The organism is Streptomyces sp. NP160 (genome assembly GCF_006335115.1).
Taxonomy (GTDB): domain Bacteria; phylum Actinomycetota; class Actinomycetes; order Actinomycetales; family Quadrisphaeraceae; genus Quadrisphaera.
Genome location: NZ_VDMJ01000003.1, coordinates 1 through 18,575 on the forward strand (window position 1 = coordinate 1; position 18,575 = coordinate 18,575).

The 18,575-nt window shown below is 75.5% G+C and carries 17 protein-coding genes; 9 read left to right on the forward strand and 8 right to left on the reverse strand.

Annotated elements, in window-relative coordinates; all coding sequences use genetic code 11:
• Positions 1-237 precede the first annotated feature (237 nt).
• The 8 genes from groL to FHN55_RS01140 form a co-directional block, all read right to left on the reverse strand.
• Positions 238-1,848 carry a chaperonin GroEL gene (groL, locus tag FHN55_RS01105; protein ID WP_139709971.1) on the reverse strand — a complete coding sequence of 537 codons (1,611 nt, stop codon included), beginning with the start codon at positions 1,846-1,848 and terminating at the stop codon, positions 238-240.
• A 126-nt stretch (positions 1,849-1,974) separates the two neighbouring features.
• Positions 1,975-2,268, reverse strand: coding sequence for a co-chaperone GroES (groES, locus tag FHN55_RS01110; RefSeq protein ID WP_139709973.1), 294 nt, complete (start codon positions 2,266-2,268; stop codon positions 1,975-1,977).
• Positions 2,269-2,458: 190 nt separating this feature from the next.
• Positions 2,459-4,036: an aldehyde dehydrogenase gene (locus tag FHN55_RS01115; RefSeq protein WP_218974238.1), complete on the reverse strand. Its 1,578-nt coding sequence runs from the start codon at positions 4,034-4,036 to the stop codon at positions 2,459-2,461.
• Positions 4,033-5,415: an amidohydrolase family protein gene (locus FHN55_RS01120; protein WP_218974239.1), complete on the reverse strand. Its 1,383-nt coding sequence runs from the start codon at positions 5,413-5,415 to the stop codon at positions 4,033-4,035. The genes FHN55_RS01115 and FHN55_RS01120 overlap by 4 nt, the downstream gene beginning before the upstream one ends.
• Positions 5,412-6,986 carry a GMC family oxidoreductase gene (locus tag FHN55_RS01125; RefSeq protein ID WP_139709975.1) on the reverse strand — a complete coding sequence of 525 codons (1,575 nt, stop codon included), beginning with the start codon at positions 6,984-6,986 and terminating at the stop codon, positions 5,412-5,414. Before FHN55_RS01125 ends, FHN55_RS01120 begins: the two co-directional genes overlap by 4 nt.
• Positions 6,986-7,642 (reverse strand): thiamine pyrophosphate-dependent enzyme, encoded by a 657-nt coding sequence (locus FHN55_RS01130; protein ID WP_139709977.1) that lies wholly within the window; start codon positions 7,640-7,642, stop codon positions 6,986-6,988. Before FHN55_RS01130 ends, FHN55_RS01125 begins: the two co-directional genes overlap by 1 nt.
• A complete protein-coding gene (locus tag FHN55_RS01135) occupies positions 7,639-8,139 on the reverse strand; it encodes a thiamine pyrophosphate-binding protein (RefSeq protein WP_139709979.1) in 501 nt (166 codons plus the stop codon). The genes FHN55_RS01130 and FHN55_RS01135 overlap by 4 nt, the downstream gene beginning before the upstream one ends.
• Before the next feature lie 41 nt (positions 8,140-8,180).
• Positions 8,181-9,518 carry an NtaA/DmoA family FMN-dependent monooxygenase gene (locus FHN55_RS01140; protein ID WP_139709981.1) on the reverse strand — a complete coding sequence of 446 codons (1,338 nt, stop codon included), beginning with the start codon at positions 9,516-9,518 and terminating at the stop codon, positions 8,181-8,183.
• A gap of 217 nt (positions 9,519-9,735) precedes the next feature.
• Here FHN55_RS01140 and FHN55_RS01145 point away from each other — a divergent pair, with 217 nt between their 5' ends.
• From FHN55_RS01145 to FHN55_RS01185, 9 genes are all read left to right on the forward strand, one after another.
• On the forward strand, positions 9,736-11,079 hold the full coding sequence (locus FHN55_RS01145; protein WP_257570610.1) for a class I SAM-dependent methyltransferase: 1,344 nt from the start codon (positions 9,736-9,738) through the stop codon (positions 11,077-11,079).
• 133 nt (positions 11,080-11,212) lie between these two features.
• Complete coding sequence (locus FHN55_RS01150; RefSeq protein WP_218974240.1) at positions 11,213-12,370, forward strand: ABC transporter substrate-binding protein; 1,158 nt, start codon at positions 11,213-11,215, stop codon at positions 12,368-12,370.
• 79 nt (positions 12,371-12,449) lie between these two features.
• Positions 12,450-13,472, forward strand: a complete 1,023-nt coding sequence (gene add, locus FHN55_RS01155; RefSeq protein WP_139709983.1) for an adenosine deaminase — start codon at positions 12,450-12,452, stop codon at positions 13,470-13,472.
• Positions 13,469-14,311: an ABC transporter ATP-binding protein gene (locus FHN55_RS01160; protein ID WP_139709985.1), complete on the forward strand. Its 843-nt coding sequence runs from the start codon at positions 13,469-13,471 to the stop codon at positions 14,309-14,311. The genes add (FHN55_RS01155) and FHN55_RS01160 overlap by 4 nt, the downstream gene beginning before the upstream one ends.
• On the forward strand, positions 14,311-15,138 hold the full coding sequence (locus FHN55_RS01165; RefSeq protein ID WP_139709987.1) for an ABC transporter permease: 828 nt from the start codon (positions 14,311-14,313) through the stop codon (positions 15,136-15,138). The genes FHN55_RS01160 and FHN55_RS01165 overlap by 1 nt, the downstream gene beginning before the upstream one ends.
• Positions 15,135-16,055 carry an ABC transporter permease gene (locus FHN55_RS01170; protein ID WP_218974241.1) on the forward strand — a complete coding sequence of 307 codons (921 nt, stop codon included), beginning with the start codon at positions 15,135-15,137 and terminating at the stop codon, positions 16,053-16,055. Before FHN55_RS01165 ends, FHN55_RS01170 begins: the two co-directional genes overlap by 4 nt.
• Before the next feature lie 36 nt (positions 16,056-16,091).
• Positions 16,092-17,069, forward strand: coding sequence for a nucleoside hydrolase (locus FHN55_RS01175; RefSeq protein ID WP_180357561.1), 978 nt, complete (start codon positions 16,092-16,094; stop codon positions 17,067-17,069).
• 38 nt (positions 17,070-17,107) lie between these two features.
• A complete protein-coding gene (gene add / locus FHN55_RS01180) occupies positions 17,108-18,094 on the forward strand; it encodes an adenosine deaminase (protein WP_139709992.1) in 987 nt (328 codons plus the stop codon).
• A 131-nt stretch (positions 18,095-18,225) separates the two neighbouring features.
• On the forward strand, positions 18,226-18,438 hold the full coding sequence (locus tag FHN55_RS01185) for a hypothetical protein (RefSeq protein ID WP_139709994.1): 213 nt from the start codon (positions 18,226-18,228) through the stop codon (positions 18,436-18,438).
• Positions 18,439-18,575 lie beyond the last annotated feature (137 nt).

The following is an 18,575-nucleotide window of genomic DNA, read 5'->3' on the forward strand; positions in this document are numbered from 1 at the left end:
ACCCCGAACACCGTGGTCGCCGAGACCCGCATCGCCGAGGTCGGCTGACCGCACCGCGCCCCGAGCGACGGCGAGGGCCCCGGACCAGCAGGTCCGGGGCCCTCGTCGCACCCCCCCCACCTCGTACCCCCCACCTCGTACCCCCGGCAGGCGCGGGTGGCGGCACGGGGGAGCCCCCCGGACCTGGTGGTCCGGGGGGCTCTGGCGCGCGCCCGGTGACCCGGGCGGACGGTCAGCTCAGTGGCTGTGCCCGTGGCCGGCGGCCGCGGGGGCCTCCTCCTCGGGCTTGTCCACGACCAGCGTGTCGGTGGTGAGCACCATCGACGCGATGGAGGCGGCGTTGCGCAGCGCGGAGCGCGTGACCTTCACCGGGTCGATGACGCCCGCGGCCACGAGGTCGACGTACTCGCCGGTGGCGGCGTTGAGGCCGTGGCCCGCCTCCAGCCCGCGGACGCGCTCGACGGCGACGTAGCCCTCGAGGCCCGCGTTCTCGGCGATCCAGCGCAGCGGCTCGGCGGCCGAGCGGCGCACGATCTGCGCGCCGGTGGCCTCGTCGCCGGTGAGCTCGAGGGCGTCGATGGCGGAGACGGCCTGGATGAGGGCGGAGCCGCCGCCGGCGACGATGCCCTCCTCGATGGCCGCGCGGGTCGCCGAGACGGCGTCCTCGATGCGGTGCTTCTTCTCCTTGAGCTCCACCTCGGTGGCGGCGCCGACCTTGATGACGCAGACGCCGCCGGCCAGCTTGGCCAGGCGCTCCTGCAGCTTCTCGCGGTCCCAGTCGGAGTCGGTGTTCTCGATCTCCGCCTTCACCTGGCGCACGCGGTCGGCCACGGCGTCGGCGTCGCCGCCGCCGTCGATGATCGTCGTGTCGTCCTTGGTGATGACGACGCGGCGGGCCGAGCCGAGGACCTCCAGGCCCACCTGGTCGAGCTTGAGGCCGACCTCGGGGCTGACGACCTGCGCACCGGTGAGGATGGCGATGTCCTGGAGGATCGCCTTGCGGCGGTCGCCGAAGGCCGGGGCCTTGACGGCGGCGGCGGTGAAGGTGCCGCGGATCTTGTTCACGACGAGCGTGGACAGCGCCTCGCCGTCGACGTCCTCGGCGATGATGAACAGCGGCTTGGAGGTCTGCAGGACCTTCTCCAGCAGCGGCAGGAGCTCCTGGACGGAGCTGATCTTGCCCTGCGAGAGCAGCACGTGGGCGTCCTCGAGGACGGCCTCCATGCGCTCGGAGTCGGTGACGAAGTAGGGCGAGATGTAGCCCTTGTCGAACTGCATGCCCTCGGTGAAGTCGAGCTCGAGGTTCATCGAGCTGGACTCCTCGACGGTGATGACGCCGTCCTTGCCGACCTTGTCGAAGGCCTCGGCGAGCAGGTCGCCGACGGTGGAGTCCTGCGCGGAGATGGTGGCGACCTGGGCGATCTCGCCCTTGTCGTCGATCTCGCGGGCGGTGGCGAGCAGCTTCTCGGAGACCGCGTCGACGGCCTTGTCGATGCCGCGCTTCAGCCCGGACGGGCTGGCGCCGGCGGCCACGTTGCGCAGGCCCTCCTTGACCATGGCCTGCGCCAGGACGGTCGCGGTGGTGGTGCCGTCACCGGCGACGTCGTTCGTCTTGGTGGCGACCTCCTTGGCGAGCTGGGCGCCGAGGTTCTCGTACGGGTCGTCCAGCTCCACCTCGCGGGCGATGGTGACGCCGTCGTTGGTGATGGTGGGGGCGCCCCACTTCTTGTCGATGACCACGTTGCGGCCCTTGGGGCCGAGGGTCACCTTGACGGCGTTCGCGAGGGCGTCGACCCCGCGCTCGAGGGCGCGGCGGGCGTTCTCGTCGAACTGCAGCTGCTTGGCCATGTCCTTCTTCCTGACGGCGTGGTGGTCGCGCTACCGGGTGCGCGAGTGGTGCGGGGACGGCGAACGCCCCGGGGCCCCCGCCGTGCGGCGTGGGGGCCGCCGGGGCGAGCCGAGATCAGTGGTCGATCAGGCGACGACGGCGAGCACGTCGCGCGCCGAGAGCACGAGCAGCTCCTGGCCGCCGTACTTCACCTCGGTGCCGCCGTACTTGGAGTAGATGACCTTGTCGCCGACCTTGACGTCGAGCGGCACGCGGTTGCCGTTGTCGTCGATGCGGCCCGGGCCCACGCTCAGGACCTCGCCCTCCTGGGGCTTCTCCTTCGCGGTGTCCGGGATGACGAGGCCGGATGCGGTGGTCTGCTCGGCGTCGAGGGGCTTGACGACGATGCGGTCCTCGAGCGGCTTGATGGAGACCGACACGGGCGGACCTCCCCTTCGCTGGTGGTGCGGAACGGACGGATGCGCGCGCCGGTGGGCCGGTGCGTCGTCGCGGGTGCCGCTCCGACCTCGGGCGCTGGCACTCTCGCAGGGAGAGTGCCAAGAAGGACAGTAGTGAGGCCGTCAGCACTCGGTCAACCCGAGTGCCAGCCGGCTCGCCCGTCCGCCCGGCTCAGACCAGCGAGCAGACGGTCTTGGCCTCCAGGTACCCGGCCAGGCCCTCCATCCCGTTCTCCACGCCCCACCCGGACGTCCGCCGCCCGCCCTTGACGAGCTCCGGGGAGAACACGGAGTGGCAGTTCACCCACACCGTCCCGGCGCGCACGCCGTCCACCACGCGCTGCGCGGTGCGCAGGTCGGTGGTCCAGACGCTCGCCGCCAGGCCGTAGTCGGTGTCGTTCGCCGCGGCGAGCACCTCCTCCACGTCGTCGAAGGGCGCGACGACGACCACGGGACCGAAGACCTCCTCCTGCACCAGCGGCGAGGTCGGGTCCGCCCCCACCAGCACCGTCGGCGCGAAGAAGCAGCCGCCGCCGGAGGCGTCGGCCACCGGGCCGCCGGACCCCACCACCTGCGCACCCGCGGCCACGCCGTCGGCCACGCGCTGCGCCACCCGGGCCGCGTGCGCCGGGCTCGCGAGGGGTCCCAGCTGCGCGCCGGGGTGGAGGCCGTGCCCGAGCGGGGTGCCGGCCGCGACCCCCGCGAGCGCCTCGACGAAGGCGTCGTGGGCGCGGCGCTCGACGTAGACCCGGGACCCGGCCACGCACACCTGCCCGGAGTTGGCGAAGACCCCCCGCGCCACCCCCGGCACCGCCGAGGCCATCTCGGCGTCGGCCATGACGACGGCGGGCGACTTGCCCCCCAGCTCGAGGGTGAGCCGGGGCAGGTGCCCGCCGGGCCGCCCGGCCGAGCGGACGATGGCGCGCCCCGTGGCGGTCGAGCCGGTGAAGGCCACCTTGTCGACCCCCGGGTGCTCGGCGAGCGCTGCGCCGACGGCACCTCCCCCGGTCAGCAGCGACACCGCCCCGCGGGGCAGGCCGGCCTCGTCGAGGGCGCGGACCAGCAGCTGCACGAGGCGCACGGACGTGAGCGGGGTGTCCTCGGCGGGCTTGAGGACGACGACGCACCCGGCGGCGAGCGCGGGCGCGACCTTCATCGCGGCCATGAGCAGGGGGGAGTTCCACGGCGTGATCGCGGCGACCACGCCCACCGGTTCGAGCACGGTGCTCGCCACCAGCCGCGCCCCGGGGGCCGCGTGCGTGGGCACCGGCGAGGAGGGCCGGAAGGTGGTGCCGGTGAGCTTGGTCGCGGCGCCGGCGAAGTAGCGGAACTGCTCGGCCGCGCCGGCCACCTCACCGCGGGCCGTGGCCAGGGTCTTGCCCTGGTCGAGCACCTCCAGCTGCGCCAGCTCCTCGGCGTGCTCGGCGAGCAGGTCGGCCACGCGCCACAGCAGCCGGCCGCGGGCCGAGGGGGTGGCCGCCCACCACGAGCCGGGGCGGCGGTCCTCCAGCACGGCGCGGGCCTCCTCGACGGCGGGCCCGACGTCCTCCGGGCCGGCGTCGGCGACGTCCGCGAGCACGGCGCCTGTGGCGGGGTCGCGGGTGGTCCGGCGCCCCCCCGTCGCGGCGGGGCCCCACTCCCCCGCGGTGAACAGGCCGGCCGGCTCCTCGCGCCACGCGTCGAGCACCGACCGCGCGGCCGGGGAGACGGCGCCGGCGGGCGCGGTCCCGCCGTCCAGCAGCGCGCTCACCAGGCCACCTCCGGCAGGCCGTGCTCGGCCACCCACGCCTCGCGGCGCGCGAACAGGCCGGGCGCGGTGGCGCGCGCCTCGTCGACGAGCTCGCCGAGGTCGGCGTGCACCAGCGCGCCGTCGCGCACCACCGGGGCGCCGTCCACCCAGACGTGGTCGACGTCGGAGCCGCGCACGGCGTGCACGAGGTTGTGGTGCACGTTGAGCAGCGGACCCGACGTGACCAGCGGCGTCATCCGCGGGGTGCGCGAGCGCACCGCCACGACGTCCGCCTTCTTCCCCACCTCCAGCGAGCCCAGGTCGGCCTCGCGCCCCAGCGCGCGGGCTCCACCGGTCGTCCCGAGGGCGAACGCGTCCCAGCTGGGCAGCGCCGCGGCGTCGAGGTCGCGCAGCTTGGCCAGCAGGGACGCGGCCTTGAGCTCCTCGAACACGTCGAGGTTGTTGTTCTCCTTCTCGCCGTCGGTCCCCAGGCCGACGGCGACTCCGGCCGCGAGCAGCTCGCGCACCCGGGCGGTGCCGCTGGCCAGCTTCATGTTGCTCACCGGGTTGTGCACCACGCCGACGCCGCGCTCGGCGAGCAGGCCGATCTCGTCGTCGTCGAGCCAGACGGCGTGGGCGAGCACGGTGCGCGGGGCGTCGAGCATCCCGAGGCGCTCCAGGGCGCGCACCGGACGGGCGCCGTAGCGGCGCTCGAACTCGGCGACCTCGTCGCGCGACTCGCTGCAGTGCGTGTACAGGCCGGTGCCGAGGTCCCGCGCCATCGCCACGGCGCGCTGCTGCGCAGCCTCGACGGCGTAGAAGGGGTGCTCCAGCCCCACCCACACCTCGACCCGCCCGCCGGCGGAGCCGTGGTGGTCGGCGGCGAGCCGCTCGACGTCGTCGAGGGTGTCGAAGAAGTCGTGCTCCGGGTGCTCCGCGGCGTACGGGACGGCCACGAGCCGGTTGCCGAGCAGCTCCGCGGCGCGGGCTCCGCCGTGCAGGTACCGCCACATGTCGACGACGGTGGTGGTGCCGGCGAGCAGGCCCTCCGCGTAGCAGAGGCGGGCGGCGACCTCGGCCTCGTGGGCGGTGAGCACGCGGTGCATGGGGTCGATGTGGACGCGCAGCCACTCCCACACCGGCAGCTCCTCGGCGGTGCCGCGCAGCAGGCCGGAGTGGTGGTGCGCGTTGACCAGACCGGGCACGAGGAGGTGGTCCGGCAGCTCCTCGACGGGTGCCCCCGGGTGCTCGGCGCGCACCGCGGTCAGCACCTCCTCCCGCGGCCCGACGGCGGTGATGCGGTCCCCGTCCAGCGCCACGGCGCCGTCGGTGAGCACCGTGTGGGCGGCGTCCCCCACGACGACGACGCCGGCCGCCAGCACGCGCACGCCGGCGCTCACCGGCGCACCGACCACGGCACCAGCAGGTCCGCGGCGCGCTCGGCCAGCGCCACCACGGGCGCGAGCGTGTTGGACGTCGGCACGGTGGGGAACGCCGAGGCGTCGGCCACGCGCAGGCCGTCGACGCCGCGGACGCGGAGCTCGGGGTCGAGCACGGCGGTCCCGTCGTCCTGGCGTCCCATCGCCGCGGTCCCGCAGGCGTGGAAGAAGGTGGTGCAGGCCAGGCTCATGAGCTCCTCCAGGTCGGTGTCGCCGGTGTCGCTGGTGAGGGTGGGCAGCGGCGCGAGGCGCTGGGCGCCGAGGGCGGAGAAGACCGGGCCGTCGGCCAGGTCGAGCACGTCGCGCAGGCCCTCGAGCAGGGCGGCGCGGTCGGCGGGGTCGGCCAGGAGGCCGGGGTGCAGGTCCACGGCGCCGCCGGGGGCGAGGTCGCGCACCACCAGGTGGCCGCGGCTGCGGCTGCCCATGAGCCCCACGCCGAGGCCCACCAGGTGCGGGTCGGAGCGGTCCAGCTCGTGGGCCTGCGCGACCGCCGGCGTCGCGCAGGCCGCCTGGGTCACGAAGCAGTGCAGGTCCGGGGCGTCGCTGCGGGGGCTCGCGCTGCGCCAGTTCCAGACTGCCCCGCCGCCGTTGTCGCGCACCGGCCCCCGCGGCTCGCGCAGCCGCAGGGTCACGCCTTCCAGCAGCGGGTGGTCCTGGAGGTTGCGCCCCACGCCCGCCAGGGCGCTGACCACGGGCACCCCCAGCCGGGCGAGGTCGGCCGGGTCCCCGACGCCGGAGGCCAGCAGCAGCCGCGGCGTCTCCACCGCGCCAGCGCACAGCACCACCTCGCCGCCGCTCACCAGCGCGCTGGTCACCGGCTGCCCGTCCAGCAGGTGGACGACGCCGGTGGCCCGACCGCCCTCCACCTCGACGCGCAGGGCCGGGCTGCCGGTGACCACGGTGAGCGACCCGCTGCCCGGCAGCTGCTCGAGCGGTGGCAGCTCGCGCAGGTAGGCGCGCGAGGTGCTCCAGCGGCGCGAGCGGACGCCGCCCGCGCCGTCGTCCTCCGCGGCGGCCGTGAGCTCGGCCAGCTCGGCGAGGCCGCCGGCCCCCTGCCGGCCAGCGGCGACCACGGCGTCGACCAGGGCCGTCGCGACCGGGTGCGGGTCGCGCGGCCGCTCCACGCGCAGCACGCGCTCGGCGAGCTCCAGCCGGGGCGCGACGTCCGCCCAGCCCCAGCCCGGCAGGTCCCAGCCGTCGTAGTCGCTGGGGTGCCCGCGGTACCAGAGCATCGCGTTGGTGCTGCTCGACCCGCCCAGCACCCGGCCGCGCGGCAGCGGGATGCGCCGGCCCGCCACCTGCGGCGACGGCGCGTACGAGACGCCCCAGTCGAGCTCGCCGCCGAGCATCGCGGGCCAGGACCCCGCGTCGGCGACGTCCTCGCGGCCGGCGTCGTCGGGGCCGGCCTCCAGCAGGAGGACGGCCGAGCCGCGCTCGGCGAGGCGGCGGGCCACCACGCAGCCCGCTCCCCCGCCGCCGACCACCACGTGGTCGTAGGCCCTCGCCGCGCCGGCCGCTGCGGGTCCCACCATCAGTTGTGCTCGCTCGGGCCCATGATCGTGACGCCCTCGGTCGCCTCGACGTGCCGCACGAAGCGGTAGGTGTCCTCGCGGCCGTCGCTGTGCTTGCGGCGCACCACGGGGTGGCCGGCCGCGGCGTGGCCCTCCGGGGAGGTGTCGACCTTGGCGACGACGACGTGCGGCGCGCTCGTGTCGGCCAGGCCCGCGGCGCACGCCGCGGCGAACGCCTCGACGTCGCGGACCGTGCTCGCGCGCACCACACCCGCTCCGCGCGCGATGGCCGCCAGGTCGACGGTGCCGGAGGAGGTGTGGGTGCGCGGCCCCCCGATGGACTGGTAGCGCTCGTTGTCCCAGACGACCACCAGCAGGTTGCCCGGCTGCTCGTTGCCGAGGGTGGCGAGCACCCCGAGGTTGAAGAGCAGGCCCCCGTCGGTGTCGAGGGAGACCACCCGCCGGTGCGGCAGCCCCACCGCGAGGCCCAGGGCCTGCGGGGTGACGCACCCGAGCTGCTGCTGGAAGAGGCTGGCCTCGCGCAGGTGGGGCGCAGCGGTGTACCACTCGTCGACGGCGCCGCCGAGGGAGAGCACCACCAGCTCGTCGGTCAGCATCCCCGCCAGCGCCTCCATCGCGGAGAAGCGCGTCATCGCCGAGGCGGGTGCAGCGGTCATCGGACGACGCTCCCGCCGAGCACGACCGCCGAGTGCTGGTACGCGGAGTACGACCACTCGTAGGCGTCCACCACGGCCTGCTCGATCCCGGCCTCCTCGCGCACCACGCGGTAGGGGATGCGCAGCGCCGCGAGCATCGGCTCCATCGTGATCCCGTGCGGCACGGCCCACCAGTTGTTCTCACCCAGCTCGCCGCGGTAGCTCATGACCATCACGACGGGGATGCCGGAGCCCAGGCCCATCCGGGCCAGCGGCTCGGCGGCCGCCCGCAGCCCGGAGTTCTCCATGCACAGCACGGCGCGCTTGCCGGACAGGAACACCCCGCCGCACACGGCGGCGCCCTCGCCCTCGTTGGTGCAGGGGACGGTGCGGATCCCGGGATGGGCGTCGAGCGCGGGGTAGAGCGGCTTGAGCAGGGAGTCGGGCAGGTAGCTGGCGACGGTCACGCCGGCGCGCTCCAGCCCGGCGATCACCGCCTGCACGGCGGTCGGGGTCATCGGTCTCCTCGGGTGCTGGCTGGTCTGGTCGGGGGTCGGGGTCAGAACTCGGCGAGGTGGCCGCGCAGCGTGGCGGCCGTGTAGCGGGTGCGCACGAGACCGCGCCGCTGCAGGACGGGCACCAGGCCCTCGGTGACCTGCACGACGTAGTGGCGCGAGAGCCGGTGGTACGGCGTGGTGACGAGGAAGCCGTCCCCGCCGACCTCGTCGGCCGCGGCCTCGAGCTGGTCGGCCACCTGCTCGGGGGTGCCCACGAGGTCGAGGGAGGAGTTGGTGCCGGCGTCGGCCGCCAGCTCGCGCAGCGGCTTGGTGCTCGGGCGCCCGTCGCCGCCGACCTGCGCGAACTTCGCGAGCGTGCCCAGCGAGCCGCGGGCAGAGCCCGCCAGCAGCAGCTCCGGCGCGGGCAGCGGCGCGTCGAGGTCGAGGGCGGTGAGGTCGACCCCCGTGTAGGCGCTGAACTTGGCCAGCGTCGTCGCGAGCGCGGTCGGGTGGGCCGCCGAGCGCGCCAGGGCGGCGCGGGCCTCCTCCTCGGTCTCCCCCAGCACCGGGGCCACGAGGAACAGCACGCGCAGGTCGTCCGGGTCCCGGCCCGCCTCGGCGGCGCGCTGGCGCACGTCGTCGCGGGCCGTCTTCATGGCCGCGGGGCCGTTGGCCACGGCGAGCACGACGTCGGCGTTGCGCGCGGCGAAGGCCCGGCCCGTGGGCGACCCGCCGGCCTGGCAGTACACGGGGCGGCCCTGCGGCGAGCGCACCGTGGTGAGCGGGCCCGCGACGGGGTGGCGGGGACCGGCCGCGTCGACGGGGTGCACGCGGGTGTGGTCGGCGTAGGTGTGGGTGGCGCGGTCCATGACGACGGCGTCCGGGTCCCAGCTCTCCAGCAGCGCCGTGACCACGTCCACGTGCTCCTGGGCCGCGGCGTAGCGCTCGTCGCGGTCGGGCAGGGCGGGCAGGCCGGCGTTGCGGGCCTCGGCGTCGTCGGTGCTGGTGACGATGTTCCAGCCGGTGCGGCCGCCGGAGAGGGAGTCGAGCGTGGAGACCAGCCGGGCCAGCAGGAACGGCGGGTAGAGCAGCGTCGACAGGGTGGTCACGACACCGAGGTGCTGGGTGGCGGCCGCCAGCAGCGCCGACAGCGGGGCCGGGTCGTGCCGCGGCGCGCGCACGCCCGTGCGCAGCAGGAGCTCGCGGGTGCCGCCCGCCTCGGACGAGACGGCCAGGGAGTCCTCCAGCAGCACCAGGTCGAAGCAGGCGCGCTCCAGGGCCCGCGCGAGGTCGGTGTGGAAGGCGCCGTCCCAGGGGCTGCCGCCGGCGGAGGCGAACGGCGCGTCCCACTCGTCGGGACCGAAGTGCGTGAACCACCCGAGGTGGAAGGGCCGTGCCACCGCTGCGCTCCCCGTCCGCGTCCCGCTGCTGCAAGGCGGGGCCGCACGTCGTCCGACCACCGGCCCTCGCACCCGGTGGCGGAACAGCACCCGGGGGCCGCGAGCGCGGCCGGGGCGGCGCAGGGGAGCTGCGCGCCGCCGATGGTGCCCGCGGCGCGGCCACCGTGGGTTGCGGGCGTGTTACGGCTCGGCGGGAGGCGGCTGCGAGGATCGGCGGGTGCACGAGGAGCCCGCTGACGCGTCGTCGTCCTCCTCCTCACCCTCGGCGGCGGGCGTGGCGCCGCTCCTGCGCCCCGAGGGGTGGGCGCTGCTCGAGGCCCTGCCGCCCTACACCGGCCCGGACGCCGCGATGGCCCTGGGCGAGCGCCTGCGCGCCGAGGGCGCCGAGCCGCAGCTCGTCGCGGCGGCCATGACGCAGTCGCGGCTGCGCGCGAAGGGCGAGGCCAAGTTCGGCCCGTTCGCCGCCGGGATGCTCTTCACCGCCGAGGGCCTCGAGCAGGCGACGCGGCTGCAGGTGGCGGCCCACCACGCCCGGCGCTTCCGCGACGCCGGCTGCACCCGCGTGGCCGACCTCGGCTGCGGCATCGGCGGCGACGCGATGGCGCTGGCCTCCCTCGGCCTGGGGGTCCTGGCCGTGGACAGGGACGAGGCGACCGCCGCCGTCGCCACGGTGAACCTGCGCCACTGGCCCGAGGCGCAGGTCCACCGCGCCGACGTGCTGGACGTGGTCGCCGAGCTCGGCCGGGACGGTTCCGTGGACGGCGCCTGGCTCGACCCCGCCCGCCGGAACGCCTCCGGACGCCGCGTCCTGGACCCCCACCACGCCTCTCCCCCGTGGAGCGCGGTGCTGGACGTCGCTCGGCGCGTGCCCGCCACGGGCGTCAAGCTGGCGCCCGGTGTGCCCCGTGACGTCGCCGCGGGGTCCGGGCTGGCCGCGGAGGTGCAGTGGGTCTCCGTCGACGGCGACGTCGTGGAGGCGGCGTGCTGGTTCGGCCCCCTCGCCCGCCCGGGCCGGGCGGCCACCGCCCTGGTGCTGCGCTCGGCCGAGCACGGCGGCACCGCCACCCTCGTCGACGACGAGGGACTGGAGGTGCCACCCGCCATCGGCTCTCCGGACGGGGTCGGCGCCTACCTGTACGACCCCGACGGCGCCGTGGTGCGCTCCGGGCTCGTGGGGCAGGTGGCCGCTCTGGTCGGCGGCTCGCTGCTCGACCCGTCCATCGCCTACGTCACCTCCGACCGGCTGGTGACCACGCCGCTGGCGCGGGCGCTGGCGGTGGAGGAGGTCTGGCCGTTCGGGCTGAAGGCGCTGCGCACGCGGCTGAGGGACCGGGGCGTGGGCGCCGTGGAGGTGCTCAAGCGCGGCAGCGCCGTGGACGTCGAGCAGCTGCGCCGGTCCCTGAGGCTGGAGGGACCGCGCCAGGCGACGCTCGTGCTCACCCGCGTGGCGGGTCGCCAGCACGTCCTGCTCTGCCGGCCGGTGACGACCCCCTCGGCGCCGACGCCCCCGCGACCGTCTCCTGATCGTGACCAGAACCCCGGTCCGGAAACAGCCCCGTAACACGGCCGTCCTCCGGCCGACGCACAGCGCTCCTAGCGTCCCCGCTCGTCCACCGCGAGCTGGCACGAGAAGGCAGCACGCGGTCCCCACGCAGCGCGGGAGAACCGCGAGCACCAGAACCCGGGAGGCCCTCGTGCCGTCGATCGACCGCCACCACCAGCAGCTCGTCCGCAGCGCCCTGGGGCGCCGCTCCTTCCTGCGCATGGCGGGACTGGCGGGCCTCGGCGTCGCCGGCGCCGGCGCGCTGGCGGCCTGCGGCGGCTCCGACACGGGGGCCGGCACGGGCGGCTCGAGCAGCGGCGGGTCCGCCGACTACGGCGACCTGGCCATCCAGCTGTCCTGGATCAAGAACATCGAGTTCGCCGGCGAGTACTTCGCCGACTCCAAGGGCTACTTCAAGGACGCCGGGTTCTCGAGCGTCAACCTCATCGCCGGCGGTGCGGCGGGCACGAGCGCCGAGGCCGCCGTCACCACCGGCAAGGCGCTCGTGGGCCTGTCAGCCCCCACGCTGACCGCCCCGGCCATCAACGAGGGCGCCCCCCTGAAGATCATCGGCGCGACGTTCCAGAAGAACGCCTTCTGCATCGTCTCGCTCGACTCCAACCCGATCCCCGACCCGGCGGCCATGGCGGGCAAGAAGATCGGCGTGCAGTCCGGCGGCAACGAGCAGATCTTCTCCGGGCTCCTCAAGGCCAACGGCATCGACCCCAGCTCGCTGACCATCGTCCCGGTCCAGTACGACCCGACCGTGGTCACCACCGGCGAGGTCGACGGCTTCATGGCCTACCTCACCAACGAGCCGATCCTCCTGCAGGGCAAGGGCTTCAAGACCGTGCAGTTCGCCTTCGCCGACCACGGCCTGCCGCTGGTCACGGAGACCTTCACCGTGGCGCAGCAGACCATCGAGGAGGACCGCGACAAGCTCAAGGCCTTCCTCAAGGCGGAGATCCTCGGCTGGACCGACGCCCTCAACGACCCGCAGGAGGGCGCGCGCCTCGCGGTGGAGCAGTACGGCAAGGACCTGAACCTCAACCTCGACGAGCAGATCCAGGAGATCAACGCCCAGGCCACCCTGATCGTCACGGCCGACACGGTGCAGAACGGCCTGTTCACGATGACCGATGAGCTCGTCGCCACCAACATCGAGTCGCTCGCCACGGCCGGCACCACGATCACCGCGGAGGAGCTCTTCGACCTCTCGCTGATCCAGGAGGTCTACTCCGAGGACCCCTCGCTCATCACCGGCCCGACGCTGACGCCCGAGGCCGCCGCCTCGGCCGCCCCCGCCTGACGCACCCGCCCAGCCCGCGGCGGTCGGCGCAGCAGTGCGCCGACCGCCGCGGGCGGGGCCCGTCCCGGGAGGGACCCGCATGGACGCAGCACTCCTGCCCAAGGCCGAGCTCCACGTGCACGTCGAGGGCACGCTCGAGCCGGAGCTCGTGGTCGAGCTCGCCCGGCGCCACCGCGTGGCGCTGCCCACCACCGACCCGGCCGTGCTGCGGGCAGCACGCCGCTTCACCGACCTGCAGTCCTTCCTCGACCAGTACTACGAGGCCGCCGAGCTGCTGCGCACCGAGCAGGACTTCCACGACCTCATGGCCGCCTACCTCGCCCGCGCCGAGCAGGCCGGGGTGCGCCGCGCCGAGGTCTTCCTCGACCCCCAGCACCACACCGAGCGCGGCGTGCCCCTGGAGGCGGTGTTCGGCGGCCTGAGCGCCGCCGCCGCGGCGAGCCCGGTCTCGGTGGCCCTCGTCCCGTGCTTCATGCGCCACCTCGGGCCCGACGCCGCGCTCGAGGCCCTGCGCACGTGGCTGCCGCACCGCGAGCACTTCGTGGGCGTGGGCCTGGACTCCACCGAGGTCGGCAACCCGCCGGCCGCCTACGCCCCCGCGTACGCCCTCGCCGCCGCGGAGGGCCTGCACCGCAGCGCCCACGTCGGCGAGGAGGGCACCGCCGCCGACGTCGCCGAGGCGCTCGACACCCTCGGCATCGAGCGGCTCGACCACGGCAACCACTCCCTCGACGACGCCGAGGTCGTCGCCCGCCTGCGTGACGCCGGCACGTCGCTGACGGTGTGCCCGCTGAGCAACGTGGCGCTGCGCGTCGTCGACGTCCTCGAGCGCCACCCGCTGCCGGCGATGCTCGAGGCCGGCCTGGTCGTGTCCGTCAACAGCGACGACCCGGCCTACTTCGGCGGGTACGTCGACGACAACTACCGGGCCCTGCGCGACGTCGTCGGCCTCACCGACGACCAGCTGGCCCAGCTGGCGCTGGCGTCCTTCGACGCCAGCTTCGCCGACCCCGGCGCCAAGGAGTCGTGGCGCGCCGAGGTGCTCGCCGCGAGCACCGCCCCGACCCCCGTGACGACCCCCGACCCCCGAGGAGCGCTGTGAGCACCCAGTCCGCCCAGACGGCGACGACGACAGCGGGGGCCGGGTCGCCGGCGCCCGGCAGCAGCGGCCTCGACATCCGGGGCCTGACCAAGACCTTCGCCACCGGCCGGCGCACCGTGACGGCCCTGGACGACGCGCACCTGTCCACCCCGCAGGGCACCTTCCTGTCGCTGCTGGGGCCCTCCGGGTGCGGCAAGTCGACGGTGCTGCGCATCCTCGCCGGCCTGGAGGAGGCGACGTCGGGCCAGGCGCTGGTCAACGGCCTCACCCCGCTGGAGGTGCGCCGCCAGCACAAGCTGGGCATCGCCTTCCAGGACTCCGCCCTGCTCCCGTGGCGCAGCGTGGTCTCCAACATCAAGCTGCCGCTGGAGGTGGCCGGCGTGAAGCCGGACCAGTCCTACGTGGACGAGCTGGTGGAGCTGGTCGGCCTGAAGGGCTTCGAGAAGGCCAAGCCGGGCCAGCTGTCCGGCGGCATGCGCCAGCGCGTCTCCATCGCGCGCGCCCTCGTGGTGCGCCCCGAGGTGCTGCTGCTCGACGAGCCCTTCGGCGCCCTGGACGACATGACCCGCCAGCGCCTCAACCTCGAGCTGCTGCGCATCTGGACCGAGAAGCCCGCCACCACGCTCATGGTCACCCACGGCATCGCCGAGGCGGTGTTCCTGTCCGACGTGGTGGCGGTCATGAGCCCCCGCCCGGGTCGCGTGCTGGAGGTGGTCCCGATCGACCTCCCCCGCCCGCGGACGCCCGAGATGATGCGGACGCCGGAGTTCCACGCCCTGCACGACCACCTGTCGGGCCTGCTGTTCGGCCGCGGCGGTGCTGCGATGGGCGGCCACTGATGACCGACTACCACGTCGCGCCACCCACCGAGCAGGAGCTGGAGGCTCGCACCAAGCGGTCGTTCGAGCGTCCCCGGTGGCTGGCCGGCGTCATCGGCGTCCTCGGGATCCTCGCGCTGTGGTCCCTGCTGGCCGTCACCGTCTTCGCCGACGGCGGTGGCGTGCCCACGCCCTGGGCCGTCGTCGCGAAGATGGGCGCCGACGGCTGGTCCCTGTACGGCCCCAACTCCGCGGTCACGGTGAGCAGCGCCGCGCAGGGGTTCCTGTGGGGCAACGCCCTGGCGCTGGTGCTGGCCGGAGCCGTCCTCGTGGTCCCCCAGCTGGACGGCCTGGCCACGCAGCTGGGCGTCATCAGCTACTGCATGCCGCTGACCGCCATCGGCCCGATCATCCAGATCGTCTTCGGCGGCCGGTCGACCTCCATCTTCCTGGCGGCGGTCGCCGTCTTCTTCACCACGCTCATCGGCTCGCTGCTCGGCCTGCGCGCCGCGGACCGCACGAGCATCGACCTCGTCGCCGCCTACGGCGGCAGCCGCCTGCAGCAGCTGCTGAAGGTCCGCATCGTCTCCGCCCTGCCCAGCCTGCTCGCCGCGCTGATGATCGCCGCTCCCGCCGCCATGCTCGGCGCGATCATCGGCGAGTACCTCGGCGGCGTCGACAGCGGCCTCGGCGTGGCGCTGACCAACGCCCAGCAGCAGTTCGACGTGCCCCGCACCTGGGGCCTCGCCATCGCCACCGGCGCCATCGCCGGTGCCGGCTACCTCGTCTTCAGCCTCGTCTCGCGGGTCGTCACGCCGTGGTCGGCCGGACAGGAGGGCACCTCGTGAGCGCACCCACCGGCACGTCCGACCCCACCGAGGCCCGCGGCACCGCCGACCTCACCACGCCGCCGCCGGCCGGGGCCCCCGTGCCGGCCCCGCCGGCCGGCGAGTCGGTGCGGCCCGCCGGGCACGTCGTCGGAGTGGCGGTGTGGCGCGCCTTCCGGCCGCTGCTCGTGTCCGCCGTCGTCGCCCTGGTGGTGTGGTGGGGGTTCCTCGCCGCCTTCGAGATCAGCCCCTTCGTGGGCAAGACGCCGCAGGCCGTGTGGGCCTACCTCGTCACCGACCCCGACGCCGCGACCAACCGCGCCACCATCGCGGAGCCGCTGGGCGTCACCCTGCAGCACGCGCTGGTCGGGTTCGTCGCCGGCATGGCGGCTGCGCTCGTGGTCGGTGCGGCGTTCGTGGCGGCGCGCTCGCTCGAGCAGTCGCTCATGCCCATCGCCATGCTGCTGCGCTCGGTGCCCCTGGTCGCGATGACGCCGATCATCGTGCTCATCTTCGGTCGCGGGCTCGGGTCCATCGCGGTGATGGGCGGCATCGTCGTCTTCTTCCCCGCGCTGGTGAACGTCGTGCAGGGCCTGCGCTCGGTGCCCCCGACCTCTCGGGACCTCGTCCACGCCTACGGCGGCTCCGACCTCGCCGTCATGCGCCGGGTCGGCATCCCCACCGCGATGCCGGCGATCTTCGCCGCCGTCCGCATCTCCGTGCCCGGCGCCCTCACCGGCGCCCTGGTGGTGGAGTGGCTGGCCACCGGCGACGGCATCGGCTCGCAGATCCTGTCCGCCATCGGCGGCTTCCGCTACGACGAGGTCTGGGCCCTCATCGTGGCCGTCACCGCGACGTCGGTGGTGCTCTACACGCTCGTGGGCCTGCTCGAGGGCCTCGTCCTGGCCCGGTACGCACCGCACCGCCTGACGCGGTGAGGTGCGGCTGCCGGCCGTGCTGCCAGGCTGGGGGGCGTGAGCACTGACGCAGGGGCGCCGGGCCGGCGCGTCGTCCTCGACACCGACCTCGGCACCGACGTCGACGACGCCCTCGCCCTCGCGCTGCTGCTCGGCTCCCCCGAGGTGGAGCTGCTCGGCGTCACCACCGTCTACGGCGACACCGACCTGCGCGCCCGCGCCACCTCGCGCCTGCTGGAGCTGGCCGGCGTCCCCGGCCCCGGAGCGCCGGGCGGGCTGCCCGTGCGCGCGGGCGCGTCCGCGCCCCTGTCGGGCGCCGAGGTCTGGTGGGCAGGGCACGAGGGCACCCTGCTGGGCGACCTGACGACGGCGACGACGACCGCCCCGGCGCCGGGCTCCGCTGCCGCCGACGACGCCGCCGACTGGCTCGCGGCCACCGCGGCCGCTGCGCCGGGCGCGGTGGACCTGCTGGCCATCGGCCCGCTCACCGGTGTCGCGACGGCGCTGCGCCGCCACCCGGAGCTCGCCCGCCACCTCCGCTCGCTGGTGGTGATGGGCGGCCGCTGGGACGGCGCGCTGACCGCGGACGGCCTCCTGGAGGACGAGCACAACCTGCGCAGCGACGCCGTCGCCGCGGCCGAGGTCCTCACCTGCGGCGCCCAGACCCTCGTCGTCGGCCTCGAGGTCACCCAGCGGGTGCGCCTCGAGGCGGGCGACGTGGAGCGCATCGCCGCGGCCGGGCCGCTGGGCGCCGCGCTGGCGGCGCAGGTGCGGCAGTGGTGGGAGTTCTGGGACGAGCCGTGGGGCGTCCCCCACGACCCGGTGACCGCCCTGGTGCTGCTCGAGCCGGACGTGCTGCAGCTGGGCCCGCCCGGGCGCGTGGAGGTGGACGGTCGCGGAGCCGTGGTGCACGTGCCCGACCCCGCCGGCACCGTCCGCGTCGCCGTCGGGGTGGACGCCCAGCGCGCTGCGGAGGCCGTGGTCCGCCGGGTGCTCGCGGGCTGCCGCCGCTCCGCGGAGCAGGAAAGGGCCTGAGGCACCCGGGCCCGCCCGCACCCGCCTAGCCTGCGGGCATGACGGTCCGCGACCTGCGCCTGCTGCCCAAGGCCTCCCTGCACACCCACCTCGAGGGGTGCATGCGCCCCTCCACGCTGGCGGACCTGGCGGCCGGCTACGGCATCCCCGTGCCGGAGACCCGCGGCTACGGGAACTTCGGGGCCTTCGCCGGCCTCTACGACGCCGCGGCGCAGTGCATCCGGTCCGAGGACGACCTGCGCCGGCTCGTCCGCGAGGTGGTCGAGGACGCCGCCGCCGACGGAGCCGTGTGGGTGGAGCCCCAGATCTGGCCCCACTACGAGAGCCCGCAGCTCGCGGACCCCGGGCGGGTCCTCGACGTGGCGCTCGACGAGGGGCGCGCCACCGCCGAGCGGCTCGGCGTGGGCTTCGGCCTGATGGTCACCGCCATCCGCGTGCTGCCGGTCGAGGACGCCGAGGCCCTGGCCGAGCTGGCCGTCACGCGCGCCGGCCAGGGGGTGGTCTCCTTCGGCCTGGCCCACGACGAGGTGCTCGGCCCGCCCGCGCCCTTCGCCCGCGCCTTCGCGGTGGCGCGCGCGGGCGGGCTCGTCTCGGCGCCGCACGCGGGCGAGCTGCTGGGGGCCGACAGCGTCCGCTCGGCCCTGGACGACCTCGGCGCGCAGCGCATCGCCCACGGCGTGCGCGCCGTGGAGGACCCGGCGCTGGTGGAGCGGCTCGCCGCCGAGCGCGTCTGCCTGGACGTCTGCCCCACCTCCAACGTGCTGCTCGGCGTGGTGCCCTCCCTCGCCGAGCACCCGCTGCGGCAGCTGTTGGAGGCCGGGGTGCCGTGCTCGGTCAACACCGACGACTCCCTGCTCTTCGGCCCCGGCCTGCTGGAGGAGTACGAGACCGCCCGCACCGCGCTCGGGCTCGACGACGCGCAGCTGGCCACCGTGGCGCGCAGCGGCCTCGAGGCGGCCTCGCACGCCCCGGCTGCACTGGTCAGCACGGCCCTCGAGCGCGTGGAGAGCTGGCTGGCGAGCTGAGCCGCCGGCGCGCCGGCCGCTGCTGCGGCTGGCGCGCCGACCGGCACGACCGTCTGGCGGGTGGTAGTTTCGGTCCACCGAAACTCGGGCGGCGCCGGTGCCGCTCGAGCGTCACCGAGGGAGGCCACCGGGTGTCCGCCGCCGTCGTCGCGCTGCTCGTGGCGCTCGCCGCCCCCGCGCTCCTGCTCTGCCTGGCCCTGGCCGTGTCAGCTGCCCTGCCGGGCCTGCGCCCGCGCCTGCGCGCCCGCTCGCCCCGCGAGCTGCGCGAGCCCGCCGACCTCACCGCCGCTCGTGACGAGCTGGAGCGCGGCGCCCCGGAGTGGGCCGAGGCGCTGCGCTCCTGAGGGCCCTGCGCTCCCGAGGGCCCTGCTCCGGGGAGCGCTGCGCAGCGCGCCGCCGGTTTCGGCCGCCCGAAGTCCTCCAGGGCGTTCCCCCAGGTCAGTGAGGGTTTTTTCGGGTGACCGAAGTGCTTGGACCCCGC

Coding starts and splice junctions, on each gene's coding strand:
- FHN55_RS01125 (WP_139709975.1), bottom strand. CDS start 6,986: ATGGTGGGACCCGCAGCGGCCGGCGCGGCGAGGGCCTACGACCACGTG.
- FHN55_RS01165 (WP_139709987.1), top strand. CDS start 14,311: ATGACCGACTACCACGTCGCGCCACCCACCGAGCAGGAGCTGGAGGCT.
- add (WP_139709992.1), top strand. CDS start 17,108: ATGACGGTCCGCGACCTGCGCCTGCTGCCCAAGGCCTCCCTGCACACC.
- add (WP_139709983.1), top strand. CDS start 12,450: ATGGACGCAGCACTCCTGCCCAAGGCCGAGCTCCACGTGCACGTCGAG.
- groL (WP_139709971.1), bottom strand. CDS start 1,848: ATGGCCAAGCAGCTGCAGTTCGACGAGAACGCCCGCCGCGCCCTCGAG.
- FHN55_RS01135 (WP_139709979.1), bottom strand. CDS start 8,139: ATGACCCCGACCGCCGTGCAGGCGGTGATCGCCGGGCTGGAGCGCGCC.
- FHN55_RS01130 (WP_139709977.1), bottom strand. CDS start 7,642: ATGACCGCTGCACCCGCCTCGGCGATGACGCGCTTCTCCGCGATGGAG.